This window comes from Xenorhabdus anantnagensis (assembly GCF_028598555.1).
Lineage (GTDB): Bacteria > Pseudomonadota > Gammaproteobacteria > Enterobacterales > Enterobacteriaceae > Xenorhabdus > Xenorhabdus anantnagensis.
Map to the genome: position 1 here is coordinate 148,319 of NZ_JAQRFN010000003.1, position 18,748 is coordinate 167,066.

The 18,748-nt window shown below is 40.5% G+C and carries 18 protein-coding genes; 14 read left to right on the top strand and 4 right to left on the bottom strand.

Features of this window, described 5'->3' with window-relative positions; all coding sequences use genetic code 11:
- Positions 1 to 135: 135 nt before the first annotated feature.
- Positions 136 to 2,049 (bottom strand): BglG family transcription antiterminator, encoded by a 1,914-nt coding sequence (locus PSI14_RS03740; RefSeq protein WP_273574474.1) that lies wholly within the window; start codon positions 2,047 to 2,049, stop codon positions 136 to 138.
- Positions 2,050 to 2,256: 207 nt separating this feature from the next.
- Between PSI14_RS03740 and PSI14_RS03745 the strand changes: the two genes are divergently transcribed.
- The 6 genes from PSI14_RS03745 (at position 2,257) to PSI14_RS03770 (ending at position 6,448) form a co-directional block, all read left to right on the top strand.
- On the top strand, positions 2,257 to 2,583 hold the full coding sequence (locus tag PSI14_RS03745; RefSeq protein WP_273574475.1) for a PTS sugar transporter subunit IIB: 327 nt from the start codon (positions 2,257 to 2,259) through the stop codon (positions 2,581 to 2,583).
- Positions 2,584 to 2,647: 64 nt separating this feature from the next.
- Positions 2,648 to 3,892, top strand: coding sequence for a PTS transporter subunit EIIC (locus PSI14_RS03750; RefSeq protein ID WP_273574476.1), 1,245 nt, complete (start codon positions 2,648 to 2,650; stop codon positions 3,890 to 3,892).
- A gap of 35 nt (positions 3,893 to 3,927) precedes the next feature.
- A complete protein-coding gene (locus PSI14_RS03755) occupies positions 3,928 to 4,269 on the top strand; it encodes a PTS sugar transporter subunit IIA (protein ID WP_273574477.1) in 342 nt (113 codons plus the stop codon).
- An 11-nt stretch (positions 4,270 to 4,280) separates the two neighbouring features.
- Entirely contained in the window at positions 4,281 to 5,720 is a 1,440-nt protein-coding gene (locus PSI14_RS03760; RefSeq protein WP_273574478.1) for a glycoside hydrolase family 1 protein, read from the top strand.
- 28 nt (positions 5,721 to 5,748) lie between these two features.
- Positions 5,749 to 6,009 carry an HPr family phosphocarrier protein gene (locus PSI14_RS03765; protein WP_273574479.1) on the top strand — a complete coding sequence of 87 codons (261 nt, stop codon included), beginning with the start codon at positions 5,749 to 5,751 and terminating at the stop codon, positions 6,007 to 6,009.
- Between the two features lie 46 nt (positions 6,010 to 6,055).
- A complete protein-coding gene (locus PSI14_RS03770; RefSeq protein ID WP_273574480.1) occupies positions 6,056 to 6,448 on the top strand; it encodes a cytidine deaminase family protein in 393 nt (130 codons plus the stop codon).
- Between the two features lie 162 nt (positions 6,449 to 6,610).
- Here the strand turns inward: PSI14_RS03770 and exbD are convergent, their stop codons facing one another.
- Both exbD and exbB read right to left on the bottom strand, forming a co-directional pair.
- Positions 6,611 to 7,036 (bottom strand): TonB system transport protein ExbD, encoded by a 426-nt coding sequence (exbD, locus tag PSI14_RS03775; protein WP_273574481.1) that lies wholly within the window; start codon positions 7,034 to 7,036, stop codon positions 6,611 to 6,613.
- 6 nt (positions 7,037 to 7,042) lie between these two features.
- On the bottom strand, positions 7,043 to 8,068 hold the full coding sequence (gene exbB / locus PSI14_RS03780) for a tonB-system energizer ExbB (protein WP_273574482.1): 1,026 nt from the start codon (positions 8,066 to 8,068) through the stop codon (positions 7,043 to 7,045).
- Between the two features lie 480 nt (positions 8,069 to 8,548).
- Here exbB and metC point away from each other — a divergent pair, with 480 nt between their 5' ends.
- The 5 genes from metC to PSI14_RS03805 all read left to right on the top strand — a co-directional run bounded on the left by metC (position 8,549) and on the right by PSI14_RS03805 (position 13,483).
- Entirely contained in the window at positions 8,549 to 9,742 is a 1,194-nt protein-coding gene (gene metC / locus PSI14_RS03785; protein WP_273574483.1) for a cystathionine beta-lyase, read from the top strand.
- 294 nt (positions 9,743 to 10,036) lie between these two features.
- Positions 10,037 to 10,708 carry a DedA family protein gene (locus PSI14_RS03790; RefSeq protein ID WP_273574484.1) on the top strand — a complete coding sequence of 224 codons (672 nt, stop codon included), beginning with the start codon at positions 10,037 to 10,039 and terminating at the stop codon, positions 10,706 to 10,708.
- Positions 10,709 to 10,828: 120 nt separating this feature from the next.
- Complete coding sequence (gene yqhD / locus PSI14_RS03795) at positions 10,829 to 11,989, top strand: alcohol dehydrogenase (protein WP_273574485.1); 1,161 nt, start codon at positions 10,829 to 10,831, stop codon at positions 11,987 to 11,989.
- Positions 11,990 to 12,014: 25 nt separating this feature from the next.
- Positions 12,015 to 12,845: a 2,5-didehydrogluconate reductase DkgA gene (dkgA, locus tag PSI14_RS03800; protein WP_273574486.1), complete on the top strand. Its 831-nt coding sequence runs from the start codon at positions 12,015 to 12,017 to the stop codon at positions 12,843 to 12,845.
- 344 nt (positions 12,846 to 13,189) lie between these two features.
- On the top strand, positions 13,190 to 13,483 hold the full coding sequence (locus PSI14_RS03805) for a hypothetical protein (RefSeq protein ID WP_273574487.1): 294 nt from the start codon (positions 13,190 to 13,192) through the stop codon (positions 13,481 to 13,483).
- 9 nt (positions 13,484 to 13,492) lie between these two features.
- Here the strand turns inward: PSI14_RS03805 and PSI14_RS03810 are convergent, their stop codons facing one another.
- The gene (locus PSI14_RS03810) at positions 13,493 to 14,161 is read right to left on the bottom strand and encodes a YtjB family periplasmic protein (RefSeq protein WP_273574488.1); all 669 of its coding nucleotides are present in this window, start codon (positions 14,159 to 14,161) and stop codon (positions 13,493 to 13,495) included.
- Positions 14,162 to 14,293: 132 nt separating this feature from the next.
- Here PSI14_RS03810 and serB point away from each other — a divergent pair, with 132 nt between their 5' ends.
- The 3 genes from serB to nadR all read left to right on the top strand — a co-directional run bounded on the left by serB (position 14,294) and on the right by nadR (position 18,580).
- Positions 14,294 to 15,271, top strand: coding sequence for a phosphoserine phosphatase (serB, locus tag PSI14_RS03815; RefSeq protein WP_273574489.1), 978 nt, complete (start codon positions 14,294 to 14,296; stop codon positions 15,269 to 15,271).
- A 39-nt stretch (positions 15,272 to 15,310) separates the two neighbouring features.
- Entirely contained in the window at positions 15,311 to 16,693 is a 1,383-nt protein-coding gene (gene radA, locus PSI14_RS03820; protein ID WP_273574490.1) for a DNA repair protein RadA, read from the top strand.
- Between the two features lie 660 nt (positions 16,694 to 17,353).
- Complete coding sequence (gene nadR, locus PSI14_RS03825; protein ID WP_273574491.1) at positions 17,354 to 18,580, top strand: multifunctional transcriptional regulator/nicotinamide-nucleotide adenylyltransferase/ribosylnicotinamide kinase NadR; 1,227 nt, start codon at positions 17,354 to 17,356, stop codon at positions 18,578 to 18,580.
- Positions 18,581 to 18,748 lie beyond the last annotated feature (168 nt).

The window sequence follows — 18,748 nt, forward strand, 5'->3', positions numbered from 1 at the left end:
AATATAGAAAAAACAATCTGGTCATTACTTTTTTTAATACACAAGCCAAACCTGATAGCCGCAAGAATAAACAAAAAAAATAATGCCATTATAAATGGCATTATCCTGAAAAATTTACATTTTGGTGAAACATCGCTACTGGTATCTATATTTAATTAAAATATTGCGAAACTTTTCAAAATCGGTGATTTTATCAAGCATACCACTGACACCATCACGATTGAAGATATCTAACAATGCATCATAACTCTCTGCAAAACATGTTCTGTCTACCCGATTTATCGCGATCAAAAACACCACATGGACCCGTGCATCTTTTCCCCAGCGGATGCCTTTAGGGCTTATTATTACTGCTATACAAGTCTTCACTGCATTCATCTTTATTGAGTGAGGTAATGCTAAAACGCCAAATGCCGTTGATGATGCATTCTCACGTTCATATACATAGTTGATGAAATCAGCTTCAACATATCCCCTTGTGAACATTTTATGACAAACAATTTCGAGTAATTCATCCCGATTGCGAAAATCAGGATTAAACAGAAAAAGCTCAGGATCAAAGAATAAATCCACATTTCGCTTGAGCGTTGCCCATTTCCGATTTGCATTAACTGTGTCAATTTTATCGATCAGCTCAGAGCGTTTATCCCTCAAGTGGAAGGGAGAGATGTAAACTGTTTCATAACAACGTTCTGGAGAAAAATTGATGGTGGTAATCAATAATTCAAACTCTATGCCTTCCAATTCAGAAGGTTGAGAAATTACCTTAATAATATTGATTTCATCACCAAAATCACGCAATAACTGATGATAGATTTTATTTTCAATTCCCCGATAACCCGGGCACAGAAGCACAGTCCCAACTTTAGTGATATTTCTTTTCTGTCGCTCAAATTCCGCCCCGACATGTAATGCAATGAAAGAAATTTCATCTTCATTCAATTTATTGCTGAAAAACCTATTTAATTGCAAGGAAATGAAGATAGCGATATCAAAGATAATCCTGCATTCCTTTTTGATTATGTCCAACATTGGGTTTCTAGTATAAATATTGTGCTTAAGCCTTGTTTGTAACCCTGATAAATGTAAAGCCAGTAAAGAAATAAAATCATCGGAATTTAAATTGATCAGATAATGTTCTTGCACGGATTCAGCTATCTGCCGAGTGAATTGATAAAGTTCAGTGCCAACTAAATCAATAAGTTCATTATCTGTTCTATTAAAGTTAGTGTTGGTTTTCAAAAAAAGGTAGCAAGACCTTCTTTCATTTTCGGGAACAAATATTCCAAAACAGAGTTGAAGATTGTCGCATAATTCATCCGAGATCAATTTTAGGTCGTTATTTTCTATATGCAATGCCTGATTGTCCAAATGCCTGCTCTTTTTCAGTCTTTCAATAAGTATCAGGAAATGTAAAACAAGGTTGATATATGAAAAATCACTAAGATACAGCTCCGATCTATCAAAGACACCTTTAATTATTTCAACGACGTCTTTAACCTGCTTACTTTCAAATATTTTTTCTAGTACTTTTAAATCGATGAAACGATAATTTGTTTGTTCAAAGATTGAGTAAGAAACTAATTTCCTTAAATCATGCTCAGCGCCCAATATTTCAACATGACTGTTTTTACATAAAAATTTCACATTAAAGCGTTGAAATGATGAGTTCATTTTATATATCAATGCTTTTAATGTAGAATCACTTATGCACAAATCATTACTGAGATCATAAAGATTACTGCTTCTCTTAAATAATAAGATCGCTTTTATAACAAAGTGTGCTCTATCTTGATACGTTTTAGGAAAACTATTTTTCTGAGAATGTAATTGCTTTATTCTATTTCGTGACAATAAATTGTGTGATAAAAAGTATCCCTGCCGGCTGGAGATAACAATTTTTTGTTCATAGTCTCCATTAATATCTACGACATAGTTTTTTATAGATCTTATTGATACCTGTAAGATTTGGGATAATTTCAAAGCCGACACCGGAGAATTTTTAGTGAGTAGATAATCTAATAACTCTTTCTGTTTAGCCCTTAGCATAATAACACCTATAAAATTAAAATATAATCAATCCATGTTACTGTTTCTATTTTTATTTAAAAATAGAAACTTGCCCTCTATGAGTGCAAATCGATATTTGAATATTAAATAGACATGATAGAAAGTATGCTCTGCATCCAAAAGTAAAAATCCATCATTAACATGAACAATTAACACAATAAATCAACACAATAACAAGAGGTCTACATGAAGAAAATATTTATTATGTTGTGCTGTGGTGCCGGTATTTCCAGTGGAATGCTGGCGACCAGAACCCGAAATGCGGCAAAAAATAAGGAGATTCCTGTCACTGTTGAAGCCAGAAGTGAAAGTGAGGTTGCAGAATATTTTTCCGTTATCGATATTCTATTCCTTGGGCCACACTATGCTTCACAGCAAAAAGAATTCCAGAAACATGCCGGGCGTTATCATATTCCGGTCATTGTTGTACCACAAGAAATATATGGAAGATTGGATGGTGAAGCATTACTTGAATTAGCCATAAGAACAGTTACCCACGCCCCTGAAAACTAACTTAATCACCTAAATTAACTTCACCGGGGAATTTTAGAGGAAAATAATTAAAGAGAGACGCAGAATGAAAGCATTTATGTCTTGGTTATCTGATTCATTTGCACCCGCTATGCAGAATTTTACTAAACGACCTTGGGTAGCTGCAATTTCTGGGGCAATGCAGAAAAATATTCCTTTTATTTTAGCGGGTTCACTTATCTTTTTTTATAACGTATTTCGTTCTTATTTTTTATTCTTGCCTGATCTTGGCAAAATCGCCAATTATTCCTTCGGAATGCTCGGCTTGATTACTGCTTTTATGATTGCTAACCAAATGATGGAGAAACTACATCATTTTCGTTATACGCTCATTGCCGGACTCACTTCGATTTGTGTCTACATGATGTTCATCAAACCCGAATTTGTCGATGGCAATATGGTCGTGAGTTTTGATCGCTTTGGCCCTGCGGGGATTTTATTGGGGATTGTCACGGGCTTGTTTGTTTCTTACCTCTTTCACTTATATACCAAGACAGGATTTTTGAAAGAGAGTGCTTTACCTGATTTCGTTGTTAGCTGGATACATGCAATTATTCCCATACTGGTTTCCATCAGTTCTGGAACTTTACTGGTCTTCACCTTTGATATTGATATTTTTTCCAAGTTACTGTCATTCTTTTCACCTATTGCCGCGTTCGGGCAAACCCTGCCCGGGTTTATCCTCATGGCGCTAATTCCTGCAATAGCCATGTCCATGGGTATTTCGGTCTGGACATTTACTGGCCTGCAAATGCCAATTTTCATGCTTGGGATTTCTGCCAATATTGCACAGGTTGCTGCCGGACACCCCCCGACCAATATTGTGACTTATGAAACCATGTTCACCGCAGCTTTAATCACGATGGGAGGAACAGGCGCAACTCTTGCCCTCAATATTTTAATGCTATTTTCAAAATCCAGAGAATTGAAAACAACAGGTTATATCTGTATCGGCCCTTCTTGCTTCAATATCAACGAACCATTGGTGTTCGGGGCACCAATTGTCCTTAATCCACTACTCATGCTGCCAATGTGGATCAATGCAATCACCAGCCCCATTATTGTATGGATTTTCATGCGCTCAGATTGGCTGAATATACCCGCGAAAATGATTCAAGTTGGTCAGATACCTGCGCCGTTTTCCAGTGTCATCATTACAGAAGACTGGCGAGCCATCATTTGCTATGTAGTACTCATGGCCGTTTTCCTCATGACTTGGTATCCCTTCTTTAAGGTTTATGAAAAAAAACGTATTGAGGAAGAAAATGCCAATGCAAGTACACAGAATTAGATTGAATTGTATAACTTTATCAGGAAATTTAAAAAATGAACCGTGAGGACAATATCTTAACTCCCATTGCGCTGGAAATTATTCTCAATGCAGGTAATGCCAGAGAAAAAAGTGAAGAAGCCATTAAATATGCCCATATTGGTGATTTTAAAAATGCTCATTTATATCTGGATAAAGCCAGAAAAATGATGTTATCGGCTCATCACGCACAAACTGAAGTTATTCAAAAAGAGGCTCAAGGCGAAAGTTTTTATTTAGGCCTGTTGTTTATTCATGCTCAAGATACATTAATGACAATACGCAGTGAGCTTAATCTGAGAAAAGAAATCATTGGTCTTTATGAATTTATTCACAATATGACCAATAAAAATAAGTAAAGGAAAATATCATGATAAATAATAACGATTTATTCCCAGAGAATTTTCTTTGGGGAGCATCAACCAGCGCTTATCAAGTTGAAGGAGCGGCGGAGAAATACGGTAAGAAACTCTCACAGCAAGATATTCTCAATAACAATCCAGATTTTGCAGATACTCATATAACCAGTGATCATTATCATCGCTATAAAGAAGATGTCGCATTAATGAAAGAGCTTGGTTTGAAATCTTATCGTTTTTCCATTGCATGGTCACGTATTTTTCCAGAAGGTATTGGAAAGGTAAATGATAAAGGAGTCGAGTTTTACCATAATCTTATTGATGAGTTATTGAAAAATGATATAACGCCGATTCCTACTCTTTATCATTATGATATGCCTATGGCGCTAGTCGAAAAATATCATGGCTGGATCAATCGGCAAAGTGTAGAATATTTTGCTTATTACGCAGAGTTTGTGATCAAAGAATATGGCAAGAAAGTTAAATATTGGCTAACGATCAATGAACAAAGCATTATTGTGCAATTCTGGACGAAAAAATGTTTAATTCCAGATCATTATCTTCATGATGAACAGATCAAATATCAGATTAATCATCATATGAATCTCGCCCATGCCACTGCCTGCAAGCTGGTTCATCAATGGGTTCCCAACGGTTTGGTCGGGGCGGCATTAGGTTATTCCGCCATTTATCCGCTGACCAGCAAACCGGAAGATAATGTAGCCGCTCAAAATGCCAATGATCTGCGTAATTACTATTTCACAGATATCTATTTGAAAGGACACTATAATCAATCGGCGTTAACCTACCTAAGAAATCATGGCCTAGCACCACATATTGAAGTAGGTGATATGGAGTTAATTAAAGAAGGTTATTCTGATTTTCTGGCAATTAATTACTATTGCAGCCATGCCGCCGCCGCTGCGCCTAAAAATGCTCAACGGCGGATGGACGGCTTTAATCCAACAGGCGTTAAAGGACAGATAGACGGATATGAAATTCAACCGAATTTCTTTCAAATCCATAAAAATCCACACCTCGATACGACTGACTGGGATTGGGCGATCGATCCTATTGGATTGGAATATCTCTTGCGTGATTTATATAGTCGTTATCAAAAACCTTTAATGATCACGGAAAATGGTTTTGGAGCCGATGATAAACTGGAATCTGATAATTCTATTCATGATGATTATCGTATTCATTATATTCAACAACATCTTAATGCCATTAAACGAGCAATGAATTATGGAGTCGAGGTTATTTCCTATAATCCGTGGAGTTTTATTGATGTACTTTCCACCAGCAATGGATATAAAAAAAGATATGGTTTTGTCTATGTTAATCGAACAGATAAAGATATTAAGGATCTCTCCCGTTATAAGAAAGATTCGTTTTATTGGTATCAGAATGTAATTAAAACTCAGGGTGGATCATTAACAAAACGCTAATCTTATTTTTTATTGGCAGGTAAATTTTATGGTTGAATATTCGGTGATAGTTATTGCTCCTTCAGGGCTGCATACTCGACCTTGCGCCCAACTCTGTAATTTTGTCAAAAATTACAGTGGTAAGATTGAAATTATTAGAGGAGATAAGAGTGCTAATCTGAAAAGTATGTTCAAAGTTATGTCGATGGGAATCAAAAATGGTATGGAAGTAACGATTCGGGTTGAAGGAGATAACGAACAGGAAATGGCACAATCAGTTATTGCATTTATCCGTAATATAAAAGACTGAGCCGTTTGTTTCATTAATCCGTTCAATCATGAGTAAGGAGCTTTTTGTGATTTCTTTTGATGAAATGGAACATATAGCACATCAATTAATATCTCCAACACAATTAAATAAATATATTAAATATGGTCATGTCAGTGCCGTTATTCAGAGTGAATCCGGCCATATTTATACTGGAATTAATATTGATACTGCCTGTTCCATGGGGTTTTGTGCCGAACACGGCGCAATCGCGGAGATGATAAAACAGGGAGAAACACGGATAATCAGGCTTATTGCTGTCAATCGACATGGCGATATCATTCCTCCCTGTGGCCGTTGCCGGGAGTTTATCAGCCAAATAAACCCAGAGAATATTCACGCTAAAGTGAAAATCACCCAAGAAAAGATTTTATCTCTTAATGAACTGTTGCCTTTTGACTGGAAGAAACGGCATTGGTGATTTCTTGATAGGATGTTCACCTCAAGGTGAGGTAACTTTCAGGAATTAAGCGAGATAGAATAATAATATTTCATGATTACCTTAGAAGTTAAAACTGCCCGATTTCACTATTCGGGCAGTTTACTATTTCAATAATTTATCTTCTCAGATAATCAAATCGGATTATTGGGCGGAAACGGATTCCATTCCCACTAATCCGACTTTGAGGTAACCTGCTTTGCGTAGAGAATCCATTACGCTCATCAGGGTTTCATAATCCACAGTTTTATCTGCCTGGAAGAAAATCGTTGTTTCTTTGTTGGATTGCGTAGTTTGATCCAATACTAAAGACAAGTTATCACGATCAACCGCCTTTTCCCCCACATATAACTGTTTATCTGCTTTCACAGTCAAAAATACGGGTTTTTCCGGTCGTGGTTGCGGTTTAGCGGTCGATGCAGGCAAATCAACTTTAATATCTACGGTTGCCAGTGGCGCTGCCACCATAAAAATAATCAGCAGCACCAACATCACGTCAATAAACGGCGTGACGTTAATTTCATGCAGCTCACCGCTATCGTCCAAATCTTCATTAAGACGTATTGCCATAATTTATTACCTTGCTTCTGCTTTTTCTGCTTTACTTTCAGCCAGATCAAGATCACGCCCCAGCAACAGGATTGCCTGAGCGGCCATATCTCCCACCTGACCACGGTATGATGAAATAACACGGGCGAAGACGTTATAAATTACTACCGCAGGGATCGCCGCCACCAGACCCAATGCTGTTGCCAACAGTGCTTCCGCAATACCCGGTGCGACAACGGCCAAGTTAGTGGTTTGTGAGTGGGCGATACCAATAAAGCTGTTCATGATCCCCCAAACAGTACCAAACAGCCCCACAAATGGTGAAATTGCGCCAATGGTCGCCAGATAACCGTTACCACGTCCCATATGGCGGCTGATTGCTGCAACGGTACGTTCCATGCGGAATGAAGTTCGCTCTTTGGTTCCAACCTTGTCAATGCTGTCAGAAGACAGGGCGCGCTCTGATTGTGCTTCACTCAACAGCAAACGGCTGATGCTGCGATTGCCAAAGTCTGCTGCAATTTTCACTGCCGTATCCAGATTGGCAACGTTAACCAAAGCCAATTGCTCTTTACGTAAACGGCGACGAGCCATTAAGAGTTCAACGCCTTTGGAGAAAAACAGCGCCCAGGTAATAACAGAAGCGATCACCAGCCCCACCATGACAGTTTTTACTATCGCATCCGCGTTTTGGTACATGCCCCAAACAGACAGATCGGTTGCGAAGCCACCGGACAAGTTTTCAGCGTTGTCTTGGATTGGTGCCACCACTGTTTCAGTGGCCGGAGTTTCTGTTGTTGTCGGGGTTTCTGCCGTTACCCGATTTTCTGCTGTATCAACCGCCGCAGTTTGCGCTGTTGTGGTTGATGTTACGTCAGTTTTCTGCGTGTTAACTGTTGGCTCAGTCGCTTGGGGAGCTACGGGAGATGCTGGTGTTGCCGGAGCGGCTACCTGAGCAGCAGCCTGATTTTCTGGCGCGGCTGGCACTGTATCAGCCCATGCTGAACTTGTTAATCCGAGTGCCAATAGAATAGAAGCTGTCAAATTACGCATCAGTTAGCCTTACTCTCTTTCTTATAGATTCTGTTACTTAGCAGTGAATCACATTTACTCATCTTGCTAATCCTAATATTTCCTGAATCAAGGCTCTCTTCTTCACCTTGTATCTCCATCATCTTGCAGTTTGCGGCTTGATTACTGCACTGCGAGGTGAATTCAGGGAGATGCAGACCAAATTTGAACCCTGGTTCATGTTCATGCTTCTTACCACGAAAGGGGAAAAAGTCCGCTGCAAATAATATCAGACATTGTGCGATTTGATAGTAATTATCATTACTATTTAATAAAAAAGTACAAATTAAGGATGTTCCTTCGTTAAACTATTCTGATTTACCTTCAACAACTCACCTTGAATTTTCGTCAAGTTGCGCGAATCCTTTTGGCAAAACCGCCCTAAATCTTTTAACTTGCTAATCATTATTTGAACAATTTTATTGAAATCATAAGCAAGAAATTAACTTGGGGAACGCCACCATGACAGAAAAAAAGCTAGAAACTTTATTGGTCAATGCAGGGAGACAAAAAAAATTTACGCAAAGTGCTGTCAATCCCCTTATTCAACGCACTTCATCTGTCATTTTCGATACTGTTGAAGACTTAAAGCAAGCCTCGAAGAACCGTACCAAAGGTGAATTATTCTATGGACGCCGTGGCACATTGACACATTTTGCCTTTCAAGCTGCGATGGCGGAGCTGGAAGGCGGTGCAGGCTGTGCCCTCTACCCTTCCGGTGCGGCAGCGATTACCCATTCGATTCTGGCCTTTGTGGAAACCGGTGATCATGTTCTGATAACAGGTAGTGCTTATGAACCCACGCAGGAATTTTGCGATCACTTTCTGAAAAAAATGGGGATTTCCACCGATTATTTTGATCCAATGATCGGAGAGAATATTGCTTCGCTGATTCAACCCAATACCAAAGTTCTCTTTCTTGAGTCGCCCGGTTCCCTGACGATGGAAGTGCAAGATATTCGCACCATCGTGCGCGCTGTTCGGCAAGTTAATCCTGACATTGTGATTATCATCGATAATACATGGGCGGCAGGAGTACTGTTTAAAGCCCTGGAGTTCGGCATCGATATTTCCGTTCAATCCGCCACAAAATATATCATTGGTCATTCAGACGGAATGCTGGGTACAGCAGTCGCTAATGCACGATGTTGGGATCAGCTCAGAGAAAGATCTTACTTGCTGGGGCAAATTGCCGATCCCGATACGGTATACATGGCAAACCGAGGGCTGCGCACATTAGCAATCCGCTTAAAACAGCACGAAGAAAACAGTATCAAAATTGCAAAATGGCTCGTACAGCGACCGGAAGTCGCTGAGGTCTATCATCCTGCTTTGCCTTCTTGCCCAGGACATCCGTACTTTCAGCGTGATTTCACGGGCTCCAGCGGGCTATTTTCTTTTATCTTGCATACTCAACTAACACCTCAACAATTGGCTGATTATCTCGATAATCTGAGCCATTTTAAGATGGCCTTTTCGTGGGGAGGTTTTGAGTCATTGATTTTGGGAATTCAGCCGGAAATGCTTAAACAACTACGCCAGTACCACTCGCCACAGAAAACCGGCACCTTATTCCGCCTTCATATCGGGCTGGAAAATCCACAGGATTTGATTGATGATTTGGAAGCGGGCTTTGCTCGTCTGGCGATTCGTTAACGTCAAGAGAGCCTTAATAAAGGCTCTCAACATCCCAAAATGGTTAAATCATTGCTCATCGCTTATTGTAAGGGACTGAATCAAATCACCCCCCATCCCATCATTTTGCGGTACACTGGGATATCCCCTTCGTCTTTCAAGTTGCCTCTTTGTTGGCTGCGCTCAATCACCCCGGTCACATAGTTATCTATGCTCCTGAGGATTCGCTCTCTGGCCGCTGCGATGCACCTTGAAATCCATTGGGTATAGATCTGTTTGTTAATTATTTTACTCGCAAAAATCACAGGATAAACAATGGAAACGTTAAGCGGGATCGTACATGCACTCTGGCATCATGATTTTAACCAACTTGCCAATCCGGATGTCATCTGGGTTATTTATGGCGTCCTCTTTATCACGCTCGTGTTGGAAAACGGACTACTGCCAGCCGCCTTTTTACCCGGCGATACTTTGTTGGTGCTTTCCGGTGCCTTAATTGCCAAAGGTGTCATGAGTTTCATCCCCACGGTAGTTCTGCTGACCATCGCAGCAAGTCTGGGTTCTTGGCTGGGTTATTTGCAGGGGCGATGGCTCGGGCACACTCACATTGTCAAAAACTGGCTGGCTCAGCTTCCCCTTCAATATCGTCAACGTGCCAATGTGTTATTTTCCAAACACGGCCTGTCTGCCTTGCTTATCGGGCGATTTTTAGCATTTGTTCGTACTCTCCTGCCAACATTTGCCGGAATTTCTGGCCTAAATAATAAACGCTTTCAATTTTTTAACTGGTTAAGTGGCTTTTTATGGGTCATTATTATTGTGGGTTTTGGCTATATCTTGAACCAAATCCCTTTCATTAAAGCACATCAAGATCTGGTCATGAACATCTTGATGATCTTGCCCGTCATTCTACTGATCAGCGGATTGTCTGCTTCTCTTCTGATGTATTGGCGTCACAAGAAAGGAGCATCAAAGAAGAACAAGTAACATGCTGAACAACGTCCCCTGAATGGGATGGACAATTTCATAAACCAATATCAAAACATAAAAATAGATTCGCTGGTACAGCCAAAAACTTACATGGTTCTGTTAGTAAGGGCAGTTATTATGCATAACTTCACACTACACACACCCACCAAAATCATTTTTGGTAAAGGGCAAATTGCCCAATTGGGTAATGAAATTCCCAAAGATGCCAAGGTATTGTTAATTTATGGCGGCGGCAGCATTAAATATAATGGTGTTCTTGCTCAGGTTTATGCCGCTTTGAAAGATTTTTCAGTTAAGGAGTTCGGTGGTATTGAACCCAATCCCGCCTATGAAATACTCATTGGTGCCGTCGAATACATTCACCATCACGAAATCGATTATTTGCTGGCGATCGGTGGAGGTTCTGTTATTGATGGAACGAAATTCATTGCGACAGCGGTTAATTATCCTCATGAGAATTTGTGGGAAATCCTGTCAACCAACGGTGACCATATCACTTCAGCCCTGCCGTTTTCCTGTGTGCTGACTCTCCCAGCAACAGGCTCCGAAACCAATAATATTTCAGTTATCAGTCGTCGTGAGACGAATGATAAGCAACATTTCACCTCCCCTTTTATTTTTCCAAAAATCGCTATCCTCGATCCCGAAGTAACTTTCTCTCTTCCAGAACATCAGATAGCCAATGGCATTGTTGATGCTTTCATCCATACTTTGGAGCAATACCTGACTTATCCCGTCAATGCCAAAGTGCAGGATCGTTATGCTGAAGGTTTGTTGATGACGTTACTTGAAGAAGGATCAAGGGCACTGAAAGAGCCTGAAAACTATGATGTTCGTGCCAATATTATGTGGGCAGCAACTCAAGCACTGAATGGAATCTTGGGGGCCGGTGTACCTCAGGATTGGGCAACGCACATGCTGGCCCATCAATTAACGGCCTTCCACGGCTTAGACCATGCCCAGACACTGGCAATTATTTTGCCAAACCTTTTGCAGGAAAAACGGAGGGCGAAACAAGACAAACTTCTACAATATGCCCAGCGTGTTTGGGGTTTTACGGAGGGTTCGGAAGAAGAGCAAGTTAATCAGGCTATCCATGCCACACGTCAGTTTTTCGAAAACCTGGGCGTAAAAACCCACCTTTCCGATTATCAACTTGATGGCAGGTCTATTCCAGCCATGATCAAAAAATTGGAACAGCAAGGTTTGGTTGCCCTGGGTGAACACCAAGATATTACGCTTGATGTCAGTAAGCGAATTTATGAAGCGTCCATCTAAAGTTCCAAACCTAAAGGAGGTCAGAATGGGTCAGCAGACAATTATTAAACTCGTTGATGAAAATCGCATGCCACAATTGGGGCTTGGGGTTTGGAAAGCGAGTAATGAGCAGGTTGTTAAGTCTATCCATACCGCGTTAGAAGTCGGTTATCGCTCCATTGATACGGCAGCGATTTTTCATAACGAGGAAGGTGTGGGGAAAGCCTTGACGGAAACTGATATCCCACGCGAAGAAATTTTCATCACCACCAAACTTTGGAATGATCGCCATCTGGATGCGAGTGCGGCATTACAAGAAAGCTTGGACAAACTACAGCTAGATTATGTTGATCTCTATCTCATTCAGTGGCCTGTGCCCGAACAAGATCATTATGTTGCTGCCTGGAGACAACTGATTGAACTGAAAGAAGCTGGTTTGACTCGCAGTATTGGTGTGTGTAATTTTCATATCGAGCACTTGCAAAAAATAATGTTGGAAACTGGCGTGGTTCCCGTAATCAATCAAATTGAATTGCATCCCTTATTCCAACAGCGGCAACTTCACTCATGGAACGCCACCCATCATATTACAACCGAGTCCTGGAGCCCGTTATCACGAGGTGGAAAAGGTGTTTTTAATTCTCCACTGGTTGAACGCCTGGCACTTAAATACGGTAAAACCCCAGCACAAATTGTGATTCGCTGGCATCTTGAATGTGGAATGATTGTCATTCCTAAATCTGTTACTCCTTCCCGTATTAAAGAAAATTTCGATGTATTTGATTTCAGACTGGAAAAAGAAGACCTGACAGCGATGGCTGAGTTGGATATTGGCAAGCGGATAGGGCCAGATCCCGATACTTACAATCAGTTTTAGTATAAAACGTTAAAAAATAATAAATCGCCATGCAACACATCCACCCACTTAATTCCATCCATTCCTGTAGACCTGAATTCTGTTTTTCAACAGGGTTCAGGTCATGTACCTCATCATGCGCCTAAGCAAAACCTTCTTCTTAAAACACTATAATTCATAGATCAAATCAAAAATATTAATAATAACTATGTTTACTATTTATGTATGATTGATGATATAAACTTATTTCACGACACCAAATAATATTAATATTAAATGGATAATTGAAATGTTCAGTGTGTCCATGACAACCATCAATCCATCTATTCACATTAACACCTCAAACAAAACTTAAGGAAATGATAATGATTTACATAGTTATTTCTTTATTAATGCTTGTCCCTTTTTTCTTCACCTTAAAATGGCTCCTACTGTCGCACCAGATCCACTACAATGCGGCAGGAATCATGCTTGCAATAGCAGCTATGGCCTTTCATATGTATATCTTTCGTTTTGACAATATTCCAATTGTGAATATTGATGTTTCTCATCAGCCAGTTGTGTTTTATGCCGCTGTAGTGATTGCGCTTTTACACGGCATGCTCTATTCCATTTGTTACAAACGGTATTATGAGGCAGACATTTATGATGAGGATTGATGAGGAACGTTACCGTCTGGACTCATCATCTTTATTCTTATCTTCTGCATCTTCATCGGAAGGTTTAGTATTGGCGGTCAGCAGATAGGGGGATTGTTGCCAGCGGCTGGGAGATAGTTTCAGTAAGGTGTGAGCCAGAATAAACCCAATCGCCAAAGATAGCAGGAGCATTATCCTAAGTAAGTTAGTCGTGTTATCGACCTGCTTGGCCTCAGTTGCCAATTGATGAGTATCCAGAGTCAGACGAAGAAAACCTTTTGGGCGATCTTTTCCCTGTATAGGTACTACGATTTGTTGGTTGAAATAGCCACTGGATTTTTTACCTTTCAACGATAATCGTTCACTAACAGAAATAGGTTCACCACTTTGTGCTATCTGTGTTCCGTTCTCCAGATAAACGGCAGCATCTAAAATACGGCTGTAGCTAGTCAAGTAATCTAAACTAGCTACAATCTTTTTGTTATTAATATCTTGGCTATCATTCCCCATATCATCAGACAAGCTGAATGCGACCTGTTTTGCCAAAGTTTTCGCCAGATCTTCAAACTGATCCATCGGAACCAATTGTTGAGAACGGCTGAAATAGGAAACTCCCTGCAACAGCAGAACTAACAGTGCTATACATATTAATATAATCGCTGTCTTGTGCAGTCTAAGTTTTAGCTTTGCTTTTATCATAATTATCTCATTCCATGCTCATAAAGCACATGTTGCCAGATGTAGTATTGATAGGATAGTTTGAAAATAGAATAGTTTGAAAAGCGTTTTTTGCCTCCACCAAATTATATGGAATTACAGGAGTCTATGTTCATGTCGAATAATCTGGCCTATCGTTACTTACCGGATGAGATCCATAAATGGCCCGGGTTACCTTTGTCCCTCAGCGGCGATGAAGTCATGCCACTGGATTACAGAGCAGGAGATAGTGGCTGGTTGCTGTATGGACGTGGTTTGAATAAACAGCGTATCAGTGATTTTCAGCACCGGCTGGGAGCCGCCATTGTGGTGGTTTCTTCATGGCGGATTGATGATTATCAGGTTGTCCGCATTGCCGGTAGCCTTTCTCCCCGCATTAAACGACTGGCTGATGAGTGCCGTTTGGATGTCGTTCCATTGGGGCAAATCCCGCGTCTTCGCTCCCCCGGTTTATTGGTAATGGATATGGATTCCACCGCAATACAAATTGAGTGTATTGATGAGATTGCCCGTCTGGCAGGTGTTGGCGATAAGGTAGCGGAAATCACCGAACGAGCTATGCAAGGCGAACTGGATTTTTCAGACAGTCTGCGCGAGCGAGTTGCTCAGTTGGCCGGTGCCGACGCATCCATCTTGCAGCAAGTAATGGAAACCCTTCCCCTTATGCCGGGGCTGACCAGCCTTGTTCGCAAGTTACAATCATTGGATTGGCATGTCGCAATTGCCTCCGGCGGCTTCACTTTCTTTGCCGATAATCTTCGCCAACAACTGCGTCTTTTTGACGCAGTCGCCAATCAGTTGGAGGTAAGAGATGGCAAGCTAACCGGTAAAGTCAAAGGCCCGATTGTCGATGCAAAATATAAGGCAACCACGTTGATAAGATTGGCAAAAACGCTGGATATTCCTCTGGGTCAAACCGTCGCCATTGGAGATGGTGCCAATGATCTGAAAATGATCCGGAAGGCAGGATTGGGAATAGCCTATCACGCCAAGCCAAAAGTGTATGCCCAAGCCAAAGTTGCTATCCGCCATGCAGATTTAATGGGCGTTCTGTGTGTGTTGAGCGGTGGTTTAAAACACGAAGAACGTTAATGCCAACAGGCAAAAATCATTATATTGAGGGAGAACAAAGTGGCAAAAGCAGCAAAGCGGGCATTTGTCTGTAACGAGTGTGGCGCGGATTATCCCCGCTGGCAGGGGCAATGCACCGCATGCCACGCATGGAATACCATTACGGAAGTACGTTTGGCCGCAGCTTCATCATCCCGTAACGAGCGTTTCAGCGGTTATGCGGGAGAGACAGGTATCAGTAAGGTACAAAAACTCTCTGATATCAGTCTGGAAGAACTGCCCCGCTTTTCAACCGGGTTTAAAGAATTTGACCGTGTTCTCGGCGGCGGAGTGGTTCCCGGCAGTGCCATTTTGATTGGTGGTAATCCCGGAGCAGGGAAAAGTACTCTGCTTTTACAAACCATGTGCCAATTATCAGCCCAGATGAAAACCCTGTATGTGACAGGGGAAGAATCATTGCAGCAGGTGGCGATGCGAGCACATCGGCTGGGTTTGCCGACAGATCAACTCAACATGCTGTCGGAAACCAGCATTGAACAAATTTGTCTGATTGCAGAGCAAGAACAACCCAAACTCATGGTGATTGATTCAATTCAGGTCATGCACATGGCTGATATTCAATCGTCACCAGGCAGTGTTGCCCAGGTAAGGGAAACCGCAGCCTACCTGACACGGTTTGCCAAAACCCGTGGTGTAGCCATAATCATGGTTGGGCATGTGACAAAAGATGGCTCTTTGGCTGGCCCCAAAGTGCTCGAACACTGTATAGACTGTTCCGTTATGTTGGATGGTGAAGCTGATTCCCGTTTCCGTACCTTACGCAGTCATAAAAACCGCTTCGGTGCCGTTAATGAGCTGGGCGTGTTCGCGATGACCGAACAGGGATTGAGGGAAGTGAATAACCCTTCCGCCATTTTCCTGAGTCGTGGTGATGAAATTACCTCAGGTAGTTCGGTCATGATTGTCTGGGAAGGTACTCGCCCTTTACTTGTTGAAATCCAGGCATTGGTAGATCACTCCATGATGTCAAACCCACGCCGTGTAGCCGTAGGACTTGAACAAAACAGGCTGGCTATTCTACTCGCGGTTTTGCATCGACACGGCGGTCTGCAAATGGCTGACCAAGATGTTTTTGTGAACGTTGTTGGCGGGGTAAAAGTCACGGAAACAAGTGCTGATCTGGCGTTATTGCTCTCTTTAGTTTCCAGCTTTCGTAATCGACCTCTGCCCCGTGATCTGGTGGTCTTTGGTGAAGTGGGGTTGGCAGGTGAAATACGTCCCGTTCCCAGTGGACAAGAACGCATTTCAGAAGCAGCTAAGCACGGTTTTAAACGAGCTATTGTTCCTCATGCCAACATGCCGAAAAAATCACTGCCTGATATGAAAGTATTTGGCGTCAAAAAATTGGCCGATGCCTTATCTATTCTGGATGATTTAGATTAAGAAAAATTTTTTTATTTCTTTTGGTTCTATACACCCAATAGATTTCAGGTAATAACTTGAAATCTATTGGGTGGAGATTTAGGTGTTTTTCCTAATTATCAAGAATATTATTTGCCTTCCGTCACATAGTAAATGGGGAATTTAATTAAATTAACACTCTCTATTTATCGATTTAAATTTTAAAAAATGTTATTCCAAAATGAAAAATTCAGAATATTCCTAATTTAAGAATGTAATCTAATAAAATTTTAGAAAAGTATTTTTATTCATTCTGCTTAAATAAAAAATCAAGCAGTTAAACATCATATTATTTAAATTTTTTCTATTCTTACTAAACGTCATTATTTATTGGTTACGAATTATTGATTAAATTTAAACCACAAATGGTTGTATAATCATTTACACAACGAGAGAACCAATCAACCTACCTAATAAGCATTCAACAATTCCTATTGCTATTCATTTTTTGAATTAAACTACTAATTTAGTATTTGGTTATTTTATTTTATATATATTCATAATTATACAATTTTAAATACCAAGGGTAGTTAAAATGACAGAATTTAACCCCAAAGCATCAATAAACAACCAATTTTGTTTTTACCTTTCATAATAAGCATGCTACTTTGTTTAGTATACTAAACATAAGGAGGGGGTTTTATGGGACAATTTGACTATTTAAAAGAAGCGATTAAACAGGCAAGTTACACGTTACAGCAGGTTGCTGATGCCAGCGGAATGACAAAAGGCTATCTAAGCCAACTTATTAACGACAAGATAAAGAGTCCTAGCGCTCAGAAGCTGGCTTCTCTTCATCAATACCTAGGATTGGCGTATCCCATGGAAAAGAAAACAACTGGAGTTGTGTTTGGTAAATTTTACCCATTACATACTGGACACATTTATTTGATTCAACGGGCATCCAGTCAAATTGATGAACTACACGTTGTGCTTTGTTATGACGAAGTGCGTGATCGTGAGTTATTCATTAATAGTTCGATGTCTCAGCAACCTACTGTGAGTGACCGCCTGAGATGGTTACTGCAAACATTCAAGTATCAGAAGAATATTCATATTCATGCATTTGATGAACAAGGAATGGAGCCATATCCAAACGGCTGGGAAGCATGGAGTAAAGGCGTTAAGTCGTTTCTGGCAACAAAAGGCATCAATCCTGAATATATCTATTCCAGCGAATCACAGGATGTTTCTCGCTATAAAGAGTACTTCGACATTGAAACCGTACTTATCGATCCACAACGCTCATTCATGAATATTAGCGGTAGCCAAATCCGTCAGGCTCCTTTCCGTTATTGGGAATATATCCCTACAGAAGTGAAGCCATTCTTTGTACGTACAGTAGCTATTCTTGGTGGCGAATCGAGCGGAAAATCGACATTAGTAAATAAACTGGCCAATATGTTTAACACTACCAGCGCATGGGAATATGGGCGTGAATACGTATTTTCCCATCTTGGGGGAGACGAAATGGCCTTGCAATACTCAGATTACGATAAAATTGCATTAGGTCATGCTCAATACATTGATTTTTCCGTTAAATATGCTAATAAAGTTGCGTTTATTGATACTGATTTCGTGACAACACAGGCATTTTGCAAACGCTATGAAGGAAAAGAGCATCCTTTTGTTCAGGCAATGATTGATGAGTATCGCTTTGATTTAGTTATTTTTTTAGAAAACAATACTCCATGGGTTGCGGATGGTTTAAGAAGTTTAGGCAGCGAACGAGACCGCAAAGAATTTCAACATTTACTTGAGAATTTGTTGAAAAAAAATAATATCAATTATGTCTGCGTCAACTCACCGGATTATGATCAACGTTTTCTACGTTGTGTTGAACTCGTTCAAGAAATGTTAATGGAGTAACTAACTTTTATATATAAAATAGATTACACTTATATTATTATCATGATTAATTGATAGTGACTTATTATTCACGGCAATCTTTATCACCTTGTATTCATACTATTTTAACATTGAAACAAATGTTAACTTTAGTTATTTTTACAATGATAATAAAATAAATTGTGATAA

What these genes read in the sequence shown, in the direction of transcription:
- PSI14_RS03760 (WP_273574478.1), top strand. Translation starts at nt 4,281, where the DNA reads ATGATAAATAATAACGATTTATTCCCAGAGAATTTTCTTTGGGGAGCA.
- dkgA (WP_273574486.1), top strand. Translation starts at nt 12,015, where the DNA reads ATGGGTCAGCAGACAATTATTAAACTCGTTGATGAAAATCGCATGCCA.
- PSI14_RS03765 (WP_273574479.1), top strand. Translation starts at nt 5,749, where the DNA reads ATGGTTGAATATTCGGTGATAGTTATTGCTCCTTCAGGGCTGCATACT.
- PSI14_RS03790 (WP_273574484.1), top strand. Translation starts at nt 10,037, where the DNA reads ATGGAAACGTTAAGCGGGATCGTACATGCACTCTGGCATCATGATTTT.
- PSI14_RS03750 (WP_273574476.1), top strand. Translation starts at nt 2,648, where the DNA reads ATGAAAGCATTTATGTCTTGGTTATCTGATTCATTTGCACCCGCTATG.
- PSI14_RS03755 (WP_273574477.1), top strand. Translation starts at nt 3,928, where the DNA reads ATGAACCGTGAGGACAATATCTTAACTCCCATTGCGCTGGAAATTATT.
- PSI14_RS03805 (WP_273574487.1), top strand. Translation starts at nt 13,190, where the DNA reads ATGATTTACATAGTTATTTCTTTATTAATGCTTGTCCCTTTTTTCTTC.
- PSI14_RS03745 (WP_273574475.1), top strand. Translation starts at nt 2,257, where the DNA reads ATGAAGAAAATATTTATTATGTTGTGCTGTGGTGCCGGTATTTCCAGT.
- serB (WP_273574489.1), top strand. Translation starts at nt 14,294, where the DNA reads ATGTCGAATAATCTGGCCTATCGTTACTTACCGGATGAGATCCATAAA.
- yqhD (WP_273574485.1), top strand. Translation starts at nt 10,829, where the DNA reads ATGCATAACTTCACACTACACACACCCACCAAAATCATTTTTGGTAAA.
- exbD (WP_273574481.1), bottom strand. Translation starts at nt 7,036, where the DNA reads ATGGCAATACGTCTTAATGAAGATTTGGACGATAGCGGTGAGCTGCAT.
- metC (WP_273574483.1), top strand. Translation starts at nt 8,549, where the DNA reads ATGACAGAAAAAAAGCTAGAAACTTTATTGGTCAATGCAGGGAGACAA.
- PSI14_RS03740 (WP_273574474.1), bottom strand. Translation starts at nt 2,049, where the DNA reads ATGCTAAGGGCTAAACAGAAAGAGTTATTAGATTATCTACTCACTAAA.
- PSI14_RS03810 (WP_273574488.1), bottom strand. Translation starts at nt 14,161, where the DNA reads ATGATAAAAGCAAAGCTAAAACTTAGACTGCACAAGACAGCGATTATA.
- exbB (WP_273574482.1), bottom strand. Translation starts at nt 8,068, where the DNA reads ATGCGTAATTTGACAGCTTCTATTCTATTGGCACTCGGATTAACAAGT.
- nadR (WP_273574491.1), top strand. Translation starts at nt 17,354, where the DNA reads ATGGGACAATTTGACTATTTAAAAGAAGCGATTAAACAGGCAAGTTAC.